The organism is Bacillus solimangrovi (assembly GCF_001742425.1).
Lineage (GTDB): Bacteria > Bacillota > Bacilli > Bacillales > Bacillaceae_N > Bacillus_AV > Bacillus_AV solimangrovi.
This window is the reverse complement of sequence record NZ_MJEH01000033.1, coordinates 112,227-131,284: the sequence shown is the minus strand read 5'-3', so window position 1 is coordinate 131,284 and position 19,058 is coordinate 112,227. Positions and strand designations below refer to the sequence as shown.

The window sequence follows — 19,058 nt, the reverse complement described above, 5'->3', positions numbered from 1 at the left end:
CTAGCCTTCTATATGGCTTTGTGATACTGGCTCTATATATTTCTTTTTGCGTTTAAACATACGCTTAAAGAACTGAATAACATCGTCGAAGATCGAATAGACGACAGGGACAAACACTAACGTAAAGATCATTGATACAGTTAATCCAAAGATTGTTACGATACCGATTGGTTGTTGAATCATTGACCCATCACCAATCCCAATTGCCATCGGTACCATTCCGAGAACAGTTGTTAATGTCGTCATTAAGATCGGACGAAGTCGTTGCTCGCCTGCTTGCAATAGAATCGTTTTTCTCGTAAGAATTGAGTTCCGTTGCTGATTAATGTAATCAACTAACACAATCGCATTATTAACGACAATTCCAGCAAGCACGATAATGCCGATAAATGCTGGTACAGACAACGTCTTTCCAGTAATCAACAACCCAAAAACAACACCGATTACCGTCGGAGGCAACGAACACATAATAATAAACGGTTGTGAGTACGAATTAAATTGAATCGCCATTACTGCATAAACGAGAAATGCTGCAACTAGGAGCGCAATCGTTAACTTCCTTTTCATTTCATTATCTTCAGCAAATCGATCGAAGAATTTATATTCATAACCTGGTGGAAACGGCATTTGAGCAAGTGCTTCGTTAAATGCTGCATTTGCTTGTCCGAATTTTTCTGCATCATCGACTCCTGCTGTTATCGTAATCTCTTGTTTCCAATCTTTTCGAGTAATTGAGATAGGCCCCCGCCCATTCTCAAAGCTTGCAATTGCAGATAGCGGAATATAGTCTCCTGACCCTGACCTAACCATGAAACTTTGCCAATATTCAATACTGTTTGATTTTTTCTCAGGATATGTAACCTTCACATAATACCATGAATCTCCATCCCGAAATGTAATCTCAGCTCCATTGGAAAACGCCTCACGAAGCTGTGACGAAATTTGCGCTTCCGTTAACCCATATTTTGCTGCAAGCTGTTTATTTACGACAAGCTGCAATTGTGGTTCACCATTCATACTTGGTGCTTCTATATATGTGATGTCTGGAATTTGCTCTAATGCAAAAACAGTTTGTTCAGCAAGAGCTGACAACGTATCATACTCTTCACCAGTCAGCGTAACTCTCATTTGCATATCTCGTTTGCTAGCTCCTAGTGACTGTCCATTGACATAAAAGCTAACGCCAGCAACAGGTTCAAATTGATTTAATATCTCATCAGATATCTCTTCCGTCGTTAATTCTCGCTCATCTTGCCCTTTTAACGATAAAACATAATTAAATCCATTACCATATACAGTCGATTGTTTTGTCTCAATCATGTCATCATATGAAGCGATGATTTTATCATACGACTCTGAAAATGCAACAGATTCATCTAATTCTTTCTCTTCTTCATAAGACACATAGATATATATTTCTCCACTGTCTTCATCTGGCATCGCCTCAAACCCAACAAACTTAAGTGAATAGATGCTAACCCCAACAAGAAGAATCGTTCCTGTTACGATTATCCACCTACGTCTCAGTCCAAATCGAAGCACTTTTTTATAGAAAAATGTCACATACCTTAACCATCTCTTATCACGTTGTTCGTGAATCTTAGAATCATTTTCTAACCACTTGAAAGATAGCATTGGTACAATTGTTAATGCAGCTACTAAAGCCGTTAATAATGTGAAAATAACCGCAAATGCAAATGGGAAAAGAATGCTCGCAATCGTCACATCATCCGTCATAAACAACGGAACAAATACGATAACGGTTGTTAATGTTGAGGCAACTACTGCCGAGCGAAGCTCAGAGCTTCCATTTCGAACAGCCTCATATATCGGAATCTTTCTTTGAATGTTCTTCACAATGTTTTCCAATATTACAATTGAACTATCTACCATCATTCCGACACCTAACGCCAAGCCAGAAAGAGAGATCGTATTTAGTGTTTGCCCTGCAAAACGAAGCAAAATAAAAACCGTGATTATTGATAGTGGAATTGATAACATGATGATAAACATTGAGCGAATGCTTCTAAAAAACAACCATAATACGGCTACTGCAAGTATTCCACCAATCATTAAATTACGTAATACTTGATTAATCGATAGTTTAATGAATTCTCCTGAATTTTGACCAATATGAACCTCAATACCGTCTGGAAGAGTCTGTGTAATTTGATCAATCGTAGCTTGTATCTCATCTGTCACGGTAACAGTATTTGCTTCAAGATCTTTCATAATATAAATTCCGATTGCACGTTTTCCGTTTATTTTATATATCCGATACGCTTGCTCGTTTAGAATATCAACAGTTGCCACGTCGGACATTTTGATGTATTCACCACTAGCAATTGGGATCAACACATCTTGTATATCTTTTAACGATAGTTTCTTCTCAGGAAGTACTACTTGAACACTTTCGCCGCTCTTACTTACTTGACCAATTGATTGAGTAGATGTTTGCTCCAATGCTGACACGATGTCAGAAGATGCTAGTCTATACTTTGCAAGTTGCAATGGATCCAGTTCAATGCTAACTTGTTTTGCATTTGTACCTTCTACACTCACTTGACCAACACCATCAATTTGTTCCAATTGTTTCTCAACATCTGCTAATAATGTTTTTTGATCATTGTATTCATCAAGACCAAGAATAGAAAATGTAAAAACAGGTGCCTCACTCGAATCAAAGTTTCCGTCCCTCACATTTGGTGTTCCTGCATCTTCTGGAAACGATGACTCATTTTTCGCGACTAACTCTCGGATCTCTTGAACTTTCCCTTCATAATCAATATCTGACTTAACCGTTAGCTCTATTCTTGAATATCCTTTATCTGAATAAGATGTTATTTCTTTTACATCTTTATCATCAATAAATAGTTGTTCGAGTGGCTGTGTAATTAATTCATCGACTTCTTCCGCCGAAGCATTCGAAAAATTTGTTGAAATGTACACAACTGGCTGCTTAAATTCAGGTAATAATTCAACATTCATTGTTTGAATGGAATATACTCCCCCAGCAATGAGCGAGATAAGTAGCATTACAAATGCTACGGAGCGTTTAACAGCAAACGAAATCATTGCTCGTCACCGTCTTTCGTACTTGTTGATTCGTTATCCACTACTTCCTCTTGTTTCTTTTCAGTTACTTCTTTTTCTTCACCGATCATTTGTACCTTTAAACCTGTTGATAAGAGCTTATTTCCCTTCGTCACAACTGGTTCTCCAGCGTTTAAATCTCCTTCAACTGATGTCCACTTAGATTGACTTTGTACAACCTCTACTTCTTTCATTACTGCAGTTTCATTTTCGACAATGAAGACAAATGATCGGTCACCTTTTTCAAGAATAGAATCAGTTGGAACGATAAGCTGATCCTGCGCTACAACAGAGTTAAAGACAATTTCAACATATTCCCCTGGAATAAATGTCGTCTGATCCGATCCAATAATAGCTTCAACTTGGAAGAAACCATCTTCATTTAAATAAGGGGTTATAATAGATACGTTTGCAGAAGTAGGCTCATCCTCGTTCGAACCTCTTATATGTAACTCTTGTCCATTTTGAAAATATGATTTTTGTGCTGGCGAGACATTTACTTTTACTTTCATATCATTAGGATTGTAGATGCTAAATAACGGTGTCTGTTGACCGACAAATGCACCTTCTTGAACATCCTTATATTTCACAAAACCAGCTATCGGTGAGCGTAGTGTAAGGCTTCCCTGCTTCTGTTTTGCTTCATCGTAATCTTCTTGGGCTTGTTGTAAATCAAACGTAGCCTGCTCTAATGATAATTCTGCCTTCGTTAAGTCTTTTTCAGCAGAGATAAGGCTCATTCTCTCTTTCTCTAAATCTCCTACAGCATTATCTGCATTGAGTTTTCCTTGCTTATAAGCTAGGTTAGCTTGACGCTCTGCCTCTTCTGCCTGTTCAAGCTCTAACTTTGATACAATTCCTTTATTGTACAAACGTTTTACTTTCTCATGCTCTTCTATCACTTTTTCTAGCCGTTGTTCTAAATCATCAAGCTCTAATTCTAGTTTTGTAGATTGCTCGTTGTCTTTAACTTCACTATTCGCTTCTGCTTGCTGTAATGAGATTTGCATTTGTTCATAGCTACTTTCCATTTGCTCTTTTGAAATCTCAGCATTTTGGACACTTTGCTTAGCTCTCAATAGCGCAGACTCAGCTTGATCAATACGGTCTTCTTGTTCATCAGATTCGAGTGTAGCAATCAGTTGCCCTTGTTGCACAAACTCTCCATCTTGCACACTTAATTGTTTCACTTTCCCACTTACTTCCGATGTGACCAACTTTTCTTCTACTGGTTCAATTTCTCCAATTAATGTTGTTTCTGCTGTTAGTTCACCGTATGTGATCTCTTCCGTTTCAACAAATACCTTCTTTTCCTCCGGTGGCATAGGAGGAGCTTCTGGCATCGTTGCTGGAGATGAACAACCAGCTATCATGATACCTAACATGGTAGATAACGCAATAATTTTTCTTCTCATAACAATAACCCGTCTCCATTCTTATAAAATCATATATTTAACGCTAGATTTATAGACTAACTAAATGAATATGTATAACATTTTGTCGAGACTTTGATGTATTTTATATATTTATAGAAATTGGCTAATCATGATTAGGTCTATATCTTTAACAATTTTAAAATATCCCCTCTCTTCATGTAACAGACCTAAGACTACTTCCAAATTAGACTATGGTCCAATAGATTAATTCACATATCATAAGACAGATTAAAAAACGTAACAGCTATCCTTATTGTTTTATTCTATTTGACGAACATCGACAAGAAAAGGTTTCATTTTCTGGTAAATGTTACGTTATAATGACAAAAAAAACAAGAATTAACCGAATATTTTGGTCAATTCTTATTTTTAAAGACTTTCGACATATTATCTATCTACTTTTAAACCTACTGTAAATAAATATTTATGACAAATGCTTACATCTGTTCTACACTCGAAATTTTCTCCTCTATTACAGGGAGGAATAATAGGCCTAACTCATGGTGCTCGCCTTCATAAACAGCACCCTGCGCAAATCGAATCTCTCCATTCATATCGACAACCTCCATCTTACAGAAAGCACGATTCAATTGAAGTGCTTCATAGAAGTCTTTCTCAGAACGTACAACTCGTTTATTAACCTTATTAATTCGTTCACCAACCTTCAAATCAAACTTTTCAGCCGGTGATTTTGGAATAATACCCGTAATGATCAATCCATCTGGATGCTCAGTGAAAAGATTGGAATAGCGATCCTCTCGATGCTTCTGACGATAATAGATCCACTCTCTACCAATAATCGCAACTGCACATGTCACAAGAATTAAATATGGTAGCCATAAGGACGCTATTGATAGAGAACATAGAAGTAATGCTAATAGAAGAACTTGTTTGCCAATCCTCTTCATACCAATTTGAGGTAGCTCAGTTCGAATTCGTTGTGTAACTCCTGAGGCAAAAGGTACAAGCATAAGCATGTAAGATTGACCATTAACTTCTGGGAGAAGCGGCCACCAATCTTTTGCAATAATCCCGCTCTCGACTGGTACAAGTAGAAACAACGGAATAAGCCATAACTTGTTTGATTGATGAGCACCAATTAACTTGCCCCTTTTACCTTTCAATAACATAGGTGACGTTCTTTTTCCACCAAATCGCATTAATAATACTGCTTCAACTAAAACTAAGATTGATAGAAGGATAATAAGATGTGTGAAGGAAACGATAGAAACATCCAACACTGAACCCCATCCTAATTCCATTTCTTTCATAAAGAACACGAAGATCACAGCAAAACTAATCACATACGCAGGTGAAACCCAGCGAATTTGCAAGGTCAATGATAATAATATGTACAAAGCAGCTACTACTGTAAGGAAACCAATTGGAATTGTAATACCGAGCATAATCGTTCCAAACGAAACAATTAATCCAACAACAACTCCTGGGAGAAATAACTCTCCTAATTCTAAGACTGAATCATACACTCTAACGTGAAAATCTTTTCTTTCACGCTTCACTCGCTTAACACCTAATAGTAATGCAACAATGATTGCAGCATATAAAAAAGGGTGTAGAAAAAATTTTCCAAATCCCTTTAACAACTCATCTAACCATAATTCCACAAACGATACACCTCCACATGATAATCTCTCTTTCTATGATTAACATTATCATCTACTAGTTTTCTCGTTACACATTATATTTCGACAGGTATGCTCCATTTCCTTTGTGACCTACTTGAAATGAAACCTCATCATATTTTTGATATAGGCTAATAAATAGCTACAAGTAAAGAGTTTCTTTTTACAAAGTTATCATAACTATTGTTCGGTTACATACATCAACTTACATAAAAACAAGCAAGGGACATAACATTCCCTTACTTGTTATTAATGCTTATTTTTGTTGAACAAGTTTTAAAGCTACTTCCAATTGGATATCATTCTCTTCTGAACGAATCAATTCAATAATTTGCTGTTGCATCTTCCCAGCAGTTTGTTCATCAATTTCTCCTGTTACCGATAATTCGTTAGTACGTTGAAAAGCTTTCACAGCCACGTCTGTTTCTGCACCGAAGTATCCATCAGTTCGTCCAGGTTCGAATCCTAAACCTCTCAACATAATTTGAGCATTTTTAATCTGTTCACTCGTTTGATCTAACTTCAAAGGTTCTTCAACCTCAATTGGACTTGCATGGAAATATTCAGGTTGTTCAACTATCACTGTAGGTTCAACACCTTTCTCATGAATCCAATTGCCTTCAGGTGTAAGCCACTTAAACAATGTAAGCTTTAGATTACTTCCATCTTCCATCGGCATCGCTTGTTGAACAGTTCCTTTACCAAATGACTTTACACCGACAATATCATAACCACCAGCTTCTTTCATCGCTCCCGCAAGAATTTCAGACGCAGATGCACTTCCTCCATCAATTAAGACCGAAATCGGATAGTCTTTCTTTTCCTTCAATGAAGAGAAGAAACGTTTTTTCTCACCTTCTCGATTCTCAATCTGTAAATATGGTTTTTCTTTCGTAATAAACTGCTTCAACATCTGTTCGACACTTTGCAAATAACCACCAGGATTTCCTCGAACATCAATCACAAGACCTGTAATGTTTTGCTTCTCAAGTTCAGCAACACCCTCTTCAAAATGTTGTGCAGTATCTTCAGAGAAGCTCGTCACTTCGATATATCCAATTTTTTCACCATTCACATCTTTTACAGAGCTATACACCGTTTCAATAGGTATTTCATCACGTGTAACGTCAACGATCAATGGTTTAGCAACGCCTGGACGTTGCACCTCTAACTTCACTATACTTCCCTTTTTCCCTCGAATTTTTAAGACCGCTTCGTAGAGGTCTAATCCTTCTAAGCTATTCCCATCAACTGTTATAATTTGATCATTAGGTTTAAGGCCAGCTTTCTCTGCAGGTGAACCTTTATAAGGAGACACAATGGTTACCTTACCATCAATCATACTAACTTCAGCACCAATACCTTCAAATGAAGAATCGAGTGAATCAGTGAATTGCTTTGCCGTTTCCTTATTCATATAGACAGAGTAAGGATCATCTAACGTCTCCAACATGCCCTGAATTGCACCTTCAACTAATTTTTCTTCATCTACTTTTTCGACATAAGATTCGGAAATGACTTGCATTGCCCGGGAAATCTTGTCGATCTCAGCCTCATTATTTGTAGAAGTTCCACTAGTAGATGGAGCAGTTTGTTCTTCCATTGCATAGATCGGTAACTCTTCTGTTCCAACATTAGCAAATAGATATGTTACCCCAGCACCCATTACTAAGGATAAACCCATCAAAATTGCAACAACCCGCCCACGAAAATTCATAACTTCACCTCAAATAAATATTAATCGATCAAGTTCTAGACTACTATTACCAATTACTCCAAGAACTCGTTAAAATCCTTTAATTAGGGATTAACAATGATATTCCCTCTTTTTAGTTTAACATAACATCTATTGTTTATTGTTTACGTTATTTATGAAGATTATTTACCTCAACTTAATGAGATATAAAAATATATATTTAAATTTCTTTCAATATCCAAATTAGTAAGAAGAGCACCACACAAACACGTGTGATGCCCTTGTTGTACAACTACTATATGACAAGCTTTTTTAAACTATGTACTTAAAAGTTGATATATTTTCTCGGGTCTACTGAATTACTCTTTGCATAGTTCCAAGCACCTTCATGAATTTCAAAGTGTAAGTGTGCTCCCATTGAATCACCTGTATTACCCATATATCCTATTTTTTGTCCTTTTTGAACAGTCTGTCCTTCTGCAACGAGACGATTCTCCATATGAGCATACACTGTTGTATACGTCTTACCATTCACAATATGAGTAATGAAAACAACATTCCCGTAAGAGTTTGAATAATACGATCGGAACACAATTCCATTTGCAGCAGCAACGATTGGGACGTCACTACCTCTCTTTCCAATGTCTATTCCTGCATGCAACTTACCCCAACGTTGACCGTAATGAGATGTGGCTGGACCGTTTGCTGGTCTAGTAAATGAACCATCAGATATTGTTGGAATTTGTTCACCTCTTTTTGCTGCTTCTTTCCGCTTTCGTTCCTCTTCTTGCCACTGCTTTAGCAACTGACGCTGTACTGCTTCTTGCTTGTCCAAGATTTGCTTTTGTTCTTCCAGTGATAAGATCGCTTTCTCAATTTCTTCTTCTTGTTCTCTTAATTGACTCATAATTTGATTCTTTTCTTCTTTTTGCTTTTCAAATTGTTCCTTTAAGCGCTCTTGTTCTGCTAATGCTTTTTCAAGATTCTCTTTTTTATCAATTACTTCTTCTTTTTTCTCTTCAACTAGTTCTTTTTCATCCATATGTTCGCGTAAGATATCTTTATCTTGTTGCATAATAACTGATACTGCACCTGCTCGATCAATAAAATCTGAGAAGTTTTGTGCGCCTAGCAATACATCCAAATAACTAACCATTCCGCCAGTCTCTTGGATAGAGCGAGCGCGTTCTTTTAGCAATTCATCTCTTTCTTCAATACGTTCTTGAAGGTCTTCAATTTCGATTGTTAATTGTTCGATTTGTTCATTTGTTTCCTTTATACTTTCTTCATTCTTGCGAATATTTCCTTTCGTTTCTGCTACAGCCAAATCAATTCGTTTTATTTCATCTCTTACCTTCTGTTGCGCTGCTTCAACTTGTTGCAGTTGTTGCTCTGCTTTTCCTTCTTCATTATCTATATTTGCTTTTTTCTCTTTGATTTTTTGAATATTATTAATGAGCTCTTGATTTGCAAGAACATTATATGATGCACCGAAAGTTCCTGAAATGAATAATGTTGCACATATAAGTACTTTAGCTACACTTTTTCTGGTCAACACCGTACTTCCCCTCTCTTCAGCAAACTTCTATACTTTTAAGAATTTACGTACAGACATCATACTTCCCCATACGCCAATTAACGCACCAATCCCTAGTAAAATACTAGCTAACTGAATTGCAAATGGATTAAAAGGTAATAGACTTAGGAATGTATCTTGTAACTTTGGATTTAACATTTTGTATATGTTATCGTAACTAACTAATAATAGAATAATTGGAATAACTGAGCCTAGAATACCTAGCAATAGCCCTTCAACGAAGAACGGCCAGCGAATGAACCAGTTTGTTGCACCTACAAGCTTCATAATTTCTATTTCTTTACGACGAGCAACAATTGTAATTTTAATAGTATTAGAGATTAAGAACATTGCTGTGAACATCAGTCCAATTATGAGACCAATCCCAATATTTCTTGTCACTCCAATTACATTAAATAACCGTTCAACAGTACCTTGTCCATAGTTTACTTTTCCAACTGACGAGAACGCTTCAATCTTTTTAGCTACTTCAATCGTATCTGCTTCTGGATTATTTGTTTTAACGACAAATACATCATTTAATGGGTTCTCTTCTTTTAATCCTGAGAAAGCTTGTCCTTCTTTTCCTAAGCTTTGAATAATTGATTCAAGCTCTTTCTCTTTGGAAACAAATGCAATATCCTCTACTTGCGGTATGTTGTTAATCTGTTCTTTTAATTCTCCTTGCTGTTCTTGTGTAGCTGCTCTATCAATGTGCACACGTATTTCGACATTTTCTTCTATATTGTTAGCCATTTCATTCAAATTCATCATAATGACGAGAAACGTACCAACTAACAACAATGTGACTGTGACAGCACTAACAGAAGCAAATGTCATCCATCCATTTCTCGTAATGTTCTTGAAGCCTTCTTTCAAATGACGTACAAATGTATTAATCCTCATAACCGTAATCACCTCGAAGTTCGTCGCGGACAATCTTTCCATGTTCAATTGCAATGACTCGTTTTCTCATCGTATTTACGATTTCACGATTATGGGTTGCCATTAACACCGTTGTACCTCGGTTATTTATTTCTTCGAATAAATTCATAATATCCCATGAGGTTTCAGGATCTAAGTTCCCCGTTGGTTCATCTGCAATCATCACTTTTGGATAGTTAACAATTGAACGAGCAATTGATACACGTTGTTGCTCACCACCCGATAATTCATCTGGTAAGAAACGAGCTTTATGCTTCAATCGAACCAAATCAAGTACTTCCATAACCCGTTTTTTAATAGCCTTTGGTTGTTCTTCAATTACTTCTAATGCGAAGGCTACATTTTCATAAACGGACAGTTTAGGTAGTAACTTAAAATCTTGAAAAACAATCCCAATATTTCTACGTAAATAAGGTACTTTTTTTTCTTTTAATTTCGTTAACTCGATACCATTGATCGCAATCGAACCTTTTGTTGGTCTTTCCTCGCTATACATCATCTTAATGAATGTTGATTTACCGGCTCCACTTGGACCTACAACATAGACAAATTCGCCTTGGCCAATCTGAACGTTAATACCATTAACCGCCATTACACCATTTGGATACTGTTTAAATACGTCCTTCATTTCAATCATTTAAAATCACCAATACTTTTTAGATTTCGTCTTTTCTGTTCTTTAACGATGTGAATACTAGCATGTATACCCTCTGTTAAACCTAATAATCTTGGCTAAGTTTCCATGAGGAATGAACGAAACTCCACTACTTGAAGCTTCTCTTAATTTCGTTGATTTCTGACAGATATTAAACTTATGTATACTGTTCATTTTCGTGAAATTGTAATTTCACGAAAATTTCTTACATGCAATCTGTCATATCATTAGACACACTGACATAATTTATATTATACCATCAATATCCTCCAATTTCCGAGAAAATAAATGTTACATTTTCTTTTCAATCCTACATATAAAATGGTTACACACGTTAATTAATACTAATTGAAAATTCATGTGAGTTTTTGTCTATTTCTATGTTCATGAATTATCAACAATTTTTTCATAACCACAAGTACATATACCTATATAAAGATGGACATAAAAAAACTTCCTGATATCAGGAAGTCTTCATGAATATTATTTTTTCTCTGCTAACCATGCAGCTACTTTTTCTGCTTCAGCACCTTGAAGTAGACCTGCTGGCATTGAACCTTGTCCATTTGTAATAATGTTAAGAATTTCTTCACTTGATAAGCTAGCACCTACAGCTGTTAGCTCAGGTCCAACCCCACCTTCAAGATTTTGACCGTGACAGCTTACACAGCTTTCTTGGTAAAGTTTCTCTGCACCTGCTGTATCTACAACTGCCCCTTCATCACCAGCTGGCTGTTCTACTTCTGGTTCTTGAACTGGTTCTTGAACTTCTTCTCCGCCACCACAAGCACTGAGAACTAAAGCAGTACCCATAAATAATGTAAGCAACTTCTTCTTCATTATCTAGTCCTCCCCTGAGATAATTTAGCAAGTGTACCATTATATATGTACACTACTCTATTATAACCAATTTATACTCGTTTAAAACCCTCACCTAATACTTCGGAAGCATCCATTACGATGACAAAAGCAGAGCTATCAATACTTTTCACTAGTTGTTTCAATTTTGTGAACTCACTTTGTTCAACAACACACATGAGTAACGGACGTTCATCATCCGTATAACCACCCATTGCTGACACACGAGTAACCCCACGATCGATTCTTCGAAGAATTGCATGACATACTTCATCTTCATGATTTGTAATAATTAAGACCATTTTCGAACGCCCAAGTCCAATTTGAACGATATCAATTGTTTTGCTCGTTACATACAAACCGATCAATGCATATAATGCTTGTTCTACGTTAAACACAATAGCTGCTGTCGTTACAATTAACCCATCAATCAATGCAACAGATGCTCCTAATGAAAAACCTGTATATTTATGTATTATTTGTGCAAGTACAGCAACTCCACCTGTTGAACCATTTCCACGAAAAACAATCCCTAAACCTAATCCAACACCAATGCCTCCGAACAATGCCCCTAACAATGGTTCAGTTGTGAGCGGCTCCATATTTCGGCTTGCATATATAAAAATCGGTAACGCAAAGGTTCCAACTAACGTCTTAATTCCAAACTCAAACCCTAATACGATAATGCCTAGAATAAATAACGGAACATTGATAGCTCCTTGCAAATAAGCTGGTTCCCATCCAAATACGGCCTTCGTAATAACACTTAGTCCACTTATTCCCCCTGATGCGATTTGGTTTGGTAATAGAAATAAGTTAAACGCCAACGCCATGAACCCTGCACCAATTATGACATAAATAATACCGACTACCGTTGATAACATTCGATTCGGTGCTTCATTTCTAGCTTTTTTCATGATCACACTTAGTACCCCATTTCTTCACTATTCACATCTACCACGTATTGCGTTGCATATATCCTCTATTAAGTAGTAAATAATTGAAGATAGCAAAACAATGATAGATACATGATTAGCTCAACTTCGACAGTATATCATTAGCCTTTTTTCATGTAAATGGAAGCTGAATAACGCGTTAACATAGTGAACGAGCACTGCATTATAGGTTTTCACATAATCAGATAAAACATTCATAAAAACAACCTTTTACTCAATCTCATTATCTATACAACAAAAAAATCCACCTCCTACATTGATAGGAGATGAATCAAAAAAGTAATCGGTCGATTAATGGTAAATAATTATGCGAATACCATTTCTACCACACTTTTCACATCATTTCTTAATGGTTAATTTTTGAACGTAAATATGCATCAATAAATGGGTCAAGTTCACCGTCCATAACACTTTGCGTATTACCAGTTTCAACGTTTGTTCGGTGGTCTTTCACCATTGAATACGGGTGGAACACATACGAGCGAATTTGACTTCCCCAGCCAATTTCTTTTTGTTCACCACGAATTTCGGCAAGCTGTTGCTCTTGCTCTTCGATCTTCTTCTGATAAAGTTTTGCCTTCAACATTTTCATCGCTTGATCACGGTTCTTAATTTGCGAGCGTTCCGATTGACATTGTACAACAACATTTGTTGGGATGTGTGTAATTCGTACTGCTGAGTCCGTTGTATTAATGTGCTGTCCACCAGCCCCACTTGCGCGATATGTGTCAATCTTTAAATCTTCTGTACGGATATCAATTTCAATGTCACCATCAAATTCTGGCATAATCTCACAAGAAACAAATGATGTGTGACGTCTTCCAGAAGAGTCAAATGGTGAAATACGAACAAGTCGGTGTACACCTTTTTCAGCTTTCAAGTAACCGTACGCATTATGACCTTTAATTAATAACGTAACACTTTTCACACCTGCTTCATCACCAGCTAAGTAGTTAAGTGTTTCAACTTTGAAACCTTTCGACTCAGCCCAGCGTGTATACATTCGAAGCAACATCGAAGCCCAATCTTGAGATTCCGTTCCACCTGCACCAGGATGAAGCTCTAAAATTGCGCTATTTTTATCATATGGTTCACTCAATAAGATGTTTAATTCGAACTGATTGAATGCTTTTAGAAGATCTTGAATTTCCTCTTCAATGTCAGCCATCATATCTTCATCAAACTCTTCTTTCATCAATTCATGTGAAACTTCAAGGTTTTCATAACGTTCATTCAAATCTGTAAATGCGTTTGTTAAGTCCTTTAATGCATTTGCTTCATTGATTACTTTTTGAGCACTTTCTTGATCATCCCAGAAAGATGGCTCAGACATTATTTCATCAAGCTCTTCAATACGAACATTCTTCGTATCGAGGTCAAAGAGACCCCCTAAAGTCTGATAATCGTTTAACCATCTTATCTAATTCTTGCTTTACTTCTACTAATTCCATTTCCTTCACCTCAATAATTAAACTTCTTTCATTCTCTTCATGGTAAAGGAGAAAGGCTGATAAAATAGGTTCAACCTTTCCCCACATCATAATTAGCTTATTCTCTTACACAATCAATAGTGATTTCGAACGTATACTAATCCATTTTCCCATGACAGTTCTTGTACTTCTTCCCACTTCCACATGAACATAGATCGTTACGACCAATCACATTCTTCTTAACGATTGGTTTACGTTTCTGATCACCATCAGAGCCTTTCGGATTGACAGCTTGACCTTCCGCAACCTTTTCACGTTGAAGGTTGTTACGAATTTCAGCCTTCATAATGTAACGAGCAACTTCATCCTCAATCGTTTCGATCATCGCTTCAAACATAGCGAAGCCTTCCATTTGGTACTCACGAAGTGGATCGTTTTGTCCGTATGCACGGAGATGGATACCTTGGCGTAATTGATCCATTGCATCGATATGATCCATCCACTTCATATCAACAACACGCAGTACGATAACTTTCTCGAACTCACGCATTTGTTCTTCACCGTATGCTTCTTCTTTCTCATCATATTTTGCTTTGACATGTTCAGCTATAAGTTCAGTCATCTCTTCTGGAACCTTACCAGCTAGATCACCCTTGCTCAAAGCTTGTCCGTCAAGCAAATTAATGTTCACACCTTCAACGATTGCATCAATGTTCCATTCCTCTTCCACCTTATCTTGAGGAGTGTGTGTCGAAACTAATCGTGCAACAGATGAATTGATCATGCCTTCAACAACTTCACGCAAGTTAGCATTATCAAGAACATTAAATCGTTGGTCATAGATCACATCACGCTGTTGACGAAGTACATCGTCGTATTGTAAAAGCGTTTTACGAGCATCAAAGTTATTTCCTTCAACACGTTTTTGAGCTGATTCAACTGCACGACTGACAAGCTTACTTTCAATCGGCTGATCATCTTCCATACCGAGACGCTCCATCATCGAACGCATATTATCAGAACCGAAGCGACGCATCAACTCATCTTCCATTGATAGATAGAACTGAGAGACACCTGGGTCACCTTGACGACCAGAACGACCACGCAGCTGATTATCAATTCGGCGACTTTCATGACGTTCCGTACCGATAACGGCGAGACCACCGAGCTCTTTTACACCTTCACCTAGTTTGATATCGGTACCACGACCAGCCATATTCGTTGCAATTGTAACAGCACCTTGTTCACCAGCATGTTCAATAATCTCGGCTTCCTTACCATGCTGTTTCGCATTTAGGACATGATGGAACACGCCTCTTTTCTTCAAAAATCGAGAAATCAACTCTGACGTTTCAATGTTCACTGTACCAACTAGTACAGGCTGTCCGTTTTTATGACGTTCAGCAATATCTGCTGCAACTGCATTAAACTTACCTTCCATCGTTTTGTAGATCAAATCAGAGCGGTCATCACGAGCAATCTCTCTATTTGTCGGAATCACCAAAACATGCATGTTGTAAATGTTACGGAATTCCTCTTCTTCCGTTTTTGCCGTACCAGTCATTCCTGAGAGCTTCTCATACATTCTGAAATAGTTCTGGAATGTAACCGTTGCAAGTGTCATACTTTCATTTTGAATCTCAAGACCTTCCTTCGCTTCAATCGCTTGATGTAGACCATCACTATAACGACGCCCCTTCATTAAACGACCTGTGAATTGGTCAACGATTACGACTTCGCCTTCCTGTACGACATAATCAACATCTCGAATCATACTTGCGTGTGCTTTCAGCGCTTGGTTAATATGGTGTGTAAGCTGAACGTTCTTTATATCAAATAAGTTTTCAATTCTGAATCCACGCTCTGCTTTATTAATCCCTTCCTCTGTTAACAGTACACCCTTCGTCTTCTCATCATACGTATAATCAGTTTCTTTTTGTAAAGTTCGTACAAAGCCGTTAGCTTGATGATAGAGATTCGCAGATTTCTTCGCAGAACCTGAAATAATGAGTGGTGTTCGTGCTTCATCAATTAAGATCGAGTCAACTTCATCGATGATCGCATAGTGAAGCGGGCGTTGTACCATATGTTCTTTATAAAGTACCATGTTATCACGTAAGTAATCGAAGCCTAATTCATTGTTCGTACTATACGTAATATCTGCTCCATACGCTTCTTGCTTCTCTTCACGAGAAAGGCTATTTAAGTTCAAACCGACCGTTAAGCCTAAGAATTCGAATAACTTGCCCATTTGTTCTTTATCACGACTAGCCAAATATTCATTGACTGTAATAATGTGTACACCTTTGCCTGTTAGAGCATTTAGATAAGCAGGCATCGTTGCTGATAATGTCTTACCTTCACCAGTTTTCATCTCCGAGATATTACCTTCATGAAGTGAAACAGCACCTAAGATTTGTACATGGTAAGGACGCATACTAAGAACACGTTCAGCAGCCTCGCGTACGACTGCATATGCTTCAGCCATAAAATCTTCTAATGATTCTCCGTTTGTATAACGCTCCTTAAATTCTTCTGTCTTAGCACGTAGCCCATCATCAGATAATTGCTTAATTTCTGAACTATATGCCTCAACTTGGTCAACTACCTTCTGCATTCGACCGAGTTGACGCTGATTTCCATCACCAAACACCTTTTTCAATATTCCAATCATATCGTGAACGCTCCCCTGCTTTCATTTCTGTGGAAATGAGATCGAAGTTTCATTATTCCACCTAATAATTCGGCCTATTTCCATTTCAAGTTTCGAGCAAGCATTTATCACTATTGCCTACACGCTTAGAACATCTATCTAAAACTATATATAACCGTTATCAATAATATTTACCCGTATATAATTTACAATCTATCCTATATCATAACACTTATTTCGCAACCATTCTAGTAACGTTATTTACTGACTATGGAAGCACTAACCTGTATCTTGTATGTACCATTCAGAGAAAGACGCTCATTAGATTCAACTAACTAAATTGAGTAATATATGTAGATAAAAAAATCATGCCTCAAATGAAACATGACAAGTTTTTACTTATAATTTTATGTCAATATTTCGACCTGCTGTTGGATGAGGAGCTTGTAACATTTCCATTAGCGCATTTCCTTGTTGCTCAGCCGTATTCATCGTCTTCTTCATCATGGAAATGTCAACTTGAGACTGTACATTCATCTGACTCAATGCCATTGAAATTGCCGCAATATCCATTCGAAAACCTCCAATCAGTGATAGATATTTTTATGATTATGTTAAAAGGACGCAACCCGTTTTAAGAGTCACGTCCCTCTATTATTCATTTAGTTTGGCTCGATTAAACCATACTTGCCATCATTTCGACGATAAACGACATTTGTTCGTTCTGTTTCAGCATTTGTGAAAACGAAGAAATTATGTCCAAGCATATTCATTTGTAGAATCGCTTCTTCAGAATCCATCGGTTTCAAGTTGAATCGTTTCGTACGAACAACATCTAATTCGTCCTCTGGTTCTGCATCGTGAATTGCTTCTTTCTCAAGTTCTGCAAATACAAACTTAGGAGCATTACCTTCAGCACGGAACTTACGATTAATTTTTGTTTTATGCTTGCGAATTTGTCTCTCTAATTTATTGATCACTAAATCGATTGCTGCATACATATCAACGTGCTTCTCTTCGGCACGTAATAGGAGATGTGTCATTGGAATCGTTACCTCAACACCTTGCTCAGCGTTATGAACGCTCATATTGACATGTACTTCAGATGTAGGAGGCGTATCGAAATAACGCACTAATTTTCCAATCTTCTTCTCGATATATTCTCTTAATGCTGGAGTCACTGTAATATTTTCGCCACGGATGTTAAATTTCATAATGGTTACCCCTCCTTGTTTCTTCTTACACTTATATAATTCAATACTTCCCCCTCTTATTCCTTCTTAAACATGAGAAAAGTATGTCGAAATTGTGAGAAAAAATAGCCCCAAAACTATAGTTAGTTTAAAGGGCTATTATTAACGTTTTTTATCTAAGTAAATTCCATCAATCAACGGATTTTCATACGGGTTTTGATATCGTTTCGCGGTCTTTTGGCTTTTTTTAAACTTTTTTAAATCATGTTCAACAATCTTATGATATCTCACAAAAAGAGGTTTCAGGCTTTCATTGAGATCAACAATTTTTTTTAACAGATCTTTTTGTTCCACGGTCATCTCAGCTGGAATATCCTTAAGAAGCTGATCACGTCGATACAAAATATCGTTTATTTTTCTTATGTACCTTAACCTCTGTTCACCTTCCGGCAGACCTTCCTCAAGCAGCACTTGCAACGAACATGTTAGATCATAGAGCTGCTGTATACTATGCATTATGCTTTACCACTTTGTTGAAGCTGTGCTTGCTGTCCACGATTAATCTGCATCACCTGTTTCCACGTATCGCGAAACTCCACTGCATAACCTTCAACTTCATTTAAGATTTCGATGTCGTTCTTCGCATTCGCTTCCATCAATCTTCTATACATGTAATCATACATCGGCATAATTGTTTCTGTAATCGGATACTTCGGATCCATTGAAATCATTAATTCTTGAACGATATTTTGTGCTTTTATAAGGTTCGTATTTCGGTCTAAAATATTATTTTCTTCGATTGCTCTCTTTGCGAGTTTAATAAACTTAATGCACCCTTGATAAAGCATTAGTGTTAGTTCTTCAGAAGAAGCAGTTTCAATTGAATTTTGCTTATACTTTTGATACGCATTGTTCACAATCTTT

Annotated in this window: 16 protein-coding genes; all 16 read right to left on the bottom strand. The window is 37.0% G+C overall.

The features are described 5' to 3' along the window. The 16 genes from BFG57_RS12165 to fliS all read right to left on the bottom strand — a co-directional run bounded on the left by BFG57_RS12165 (window position 1) and on the right by fliS (window position 19,051). The gene (locus BFG57_RS12165; protein ID WP_069717760.1) at window positions 1-3,075 is read right to left on the bottom strand and encodes an efflux RND transporter permease subunit; all 3,075 of its coding nucleotides are present in this window, start codon (window positions 3,073-3,075) and stop codon (window positions 1-3) included. Next, window positions 3,072-4,508: an efflux RND transporter periplasmic adaptor subunit gene (locus BFG57_RS12160; protein WP_069717759.1), complete on the bottom strand. Its 1,437-nt coding sequence runs from the start codon at window positions 4,506-4,508 to the stop codon at window positions 3,072-3,074. Before BFG57_RS12160 ends, BFG57_RS12165 begins: the two co-directional genes overlap by 4 nt. A gap of 458 nt (window positions 4,509-4,966) precedes the next feature. Next, window positions 4,967-6,154, bottom strand: a complete 1,188-nt coding sequence (locus BFG57_RS12155; RefSeq protein ID WP_069717758.1) for a PDZ domain-containing protein — start codon at window positions 6,152-6,154, stop codon at window positions 4,967-4,969. Between the two features lie 274 nt (window positions 6,155-6,428). Then, window positions 6,429-7,889 carry a S41 family peptidase gene (locus BFG57_RS12150; RefSeq protein WP_069717757.1) on the bottom strand — a complete coding sequence of 487 codons (1,461 nt, stop codon included), beginning with the start codon at window positions 7,887-7,889 and terminating at the stop codon, window positions 6,429-6,431. 304 nt (window positions 7,890-8,193) lie between these two features. Continuing rightward, a complete protein-coding gene (locus BFG57_RS12145) occupies window positions 8,194-9,426 on the bottom strand; it encodes a murein hydrolase activator EnvC family protein (RefSeq protein WP_245676751.1) in 1,233 nt (410 codons plus the stop codon). A gap of 27 nt (window positions 9,427-9,453) precedes the next feature. Next, the gene (gene ftsX / locus BFG57_RS12140) at window positions 9,454-10,350 is read right to left on the bottom strand and encodes a permease-like cell division protein FtsX (RefSeq protein WP_069717756.1); all 897 of its coding nucleotides are present in this window, start codon (window positions 10,348-10,350) and stop codon (window positions 9,454-9,456) included. Further along, window positions 10,340-11,026 carry a cell division ATP-binding protein FtsE gene (gene ftsE, locus BFG57_RS12135; RefSeq protein WP_069717755.1) on the bottom strand — a complete coding sequence of 229 codons (687 nt, stop codon included), beginning with the start codon at window positions 11,024-11,026 and terminating at the stop codon, window positions 10,340-10,342. The genes ftsX and ftsE overlap by 11 nt, the downstream gene beginning before the upstream one ends. Before the next feature lie 501 nt (window positions 11,027-11,527). After that, complete coding sequence (gene cccB, locus BFG57_RS12130; protein WP_069717754.1) at window positions 11,528-11,884, bottom strand: cytochrome c551; 357 nt, start codon at window positions 11,882-11,884, stop codon at window positions 11,528-11,530. 71 nt (window positions 11,885-11,955) lie between these two features. Then, the gene (locus tag BFG57_RS12125; RefSeq protein WP_425388515.1) at window positions 11,956-12,786 is read right to left on the bottom strand and encodes a YitT family protein; all 831 of its coding nucleotides are present in this window, start codon (window positions 12,784-12,786) and stop codon (window positions 11,956-11,958) included. A gap of 418 nt (window positions 12,787-13,204) precedes the next feature. After that, window positions 13,205-14,309 (bottom strand): peptide chain release factor 2 gene (prfB, locus tag BFG57_RS12120; RefSeq protein WP_139125137.1). Its coding sequence is split into 2 segments (ribosomal slippage): window positions 13,205-14,236 and window positions 14,238-14,309, totalling 1,104 coding nucleotides; the frame shifts between segments, so codons are not numbered across the junction. Then, on the bottom strand, window positions 14,235-14,399 hold the full coding sequence (locus tag BFG57_RS18985) for a hypothetical protein (protein WP_175428337.1): 165 nt from the start codon (window positions 14,397-14,399) through the stop codon (window positions 14,235-14,237). Before BFG57_RS18985 ends, prfB begins: the two co-directional genes overlap by 75 nt. A 46-nt stretch (window positions 14,400-14,445) precedes the next feature. Beyond that, on the bottom strand, window positions 14,446-16,962 hold the full coding sequence (gene secA / locus BFG57_RS12115) for a preprotein translocase subunit SecA (RefSeq protein WP_069717752.1): 2,517 nt from the start codon (window positions 16,960-16,962) through the stop codon (window positions 14,446-14,448). Between the two features lie 378 nt (window positions 16,963-17,340). Beyond that, entirely contained in the window at window positions 17,341-17,514 is a 174-nt protein-coding gene (locus BFG57_RS18435; protein WP_083249230.1) for a YjfB family protein, read from the bottom strand. An 89-nt stretch (window positions 17,515-17,603) separates the two neighbouring features. After that, window positions 17,604-18,155 carry a ribosome hibernation-promoting factor, HPF/YfiA family gene (gene hpf / locus BFG57_RS12110; RefSeq protein WP_069717751.1) on the bottom strand — a complete coding sequence of 184 codons (552 nt, stop codon included), beginning with the start codon at window positions 18,153-18,155 and terminating at the stop codon, window positions 17,604-17,606. 141 nt (window positions 18,156-18,296) lie between these two features. Further along, window positions 18,297-18,650 carry a flagellar protein FliT gene (gene fliT / locus BFG57_RS12105; RefSeq protein ID WP_069717750.1) on the bottom strand — a complete coding sequence of 118 codons (354 nt, stop codon included), beginning with the start codon at window positions 18,648-18,650 and terminating at the stop codon, window positions 18,297-18,299. Next, the gene (fliS, locus tag BFG57_RS12100) at window positions 18,650-19,051 is read right to left on the bottom strand and encodes a flagellar export chaperone FliS (protein ID WP_245676750.1); all 402 of its coding nucleotides are present in this window, start codon (window positions 19,049-19,051) and stop codon (window positions 18,650-18,652) included. The genes fliT and fliS overlap by 1 nt, the downstream gene beginning before the upstream one ends. Between the last annotated feature and the right edge of the window lie 7 nt (window positions 19,052-19,058).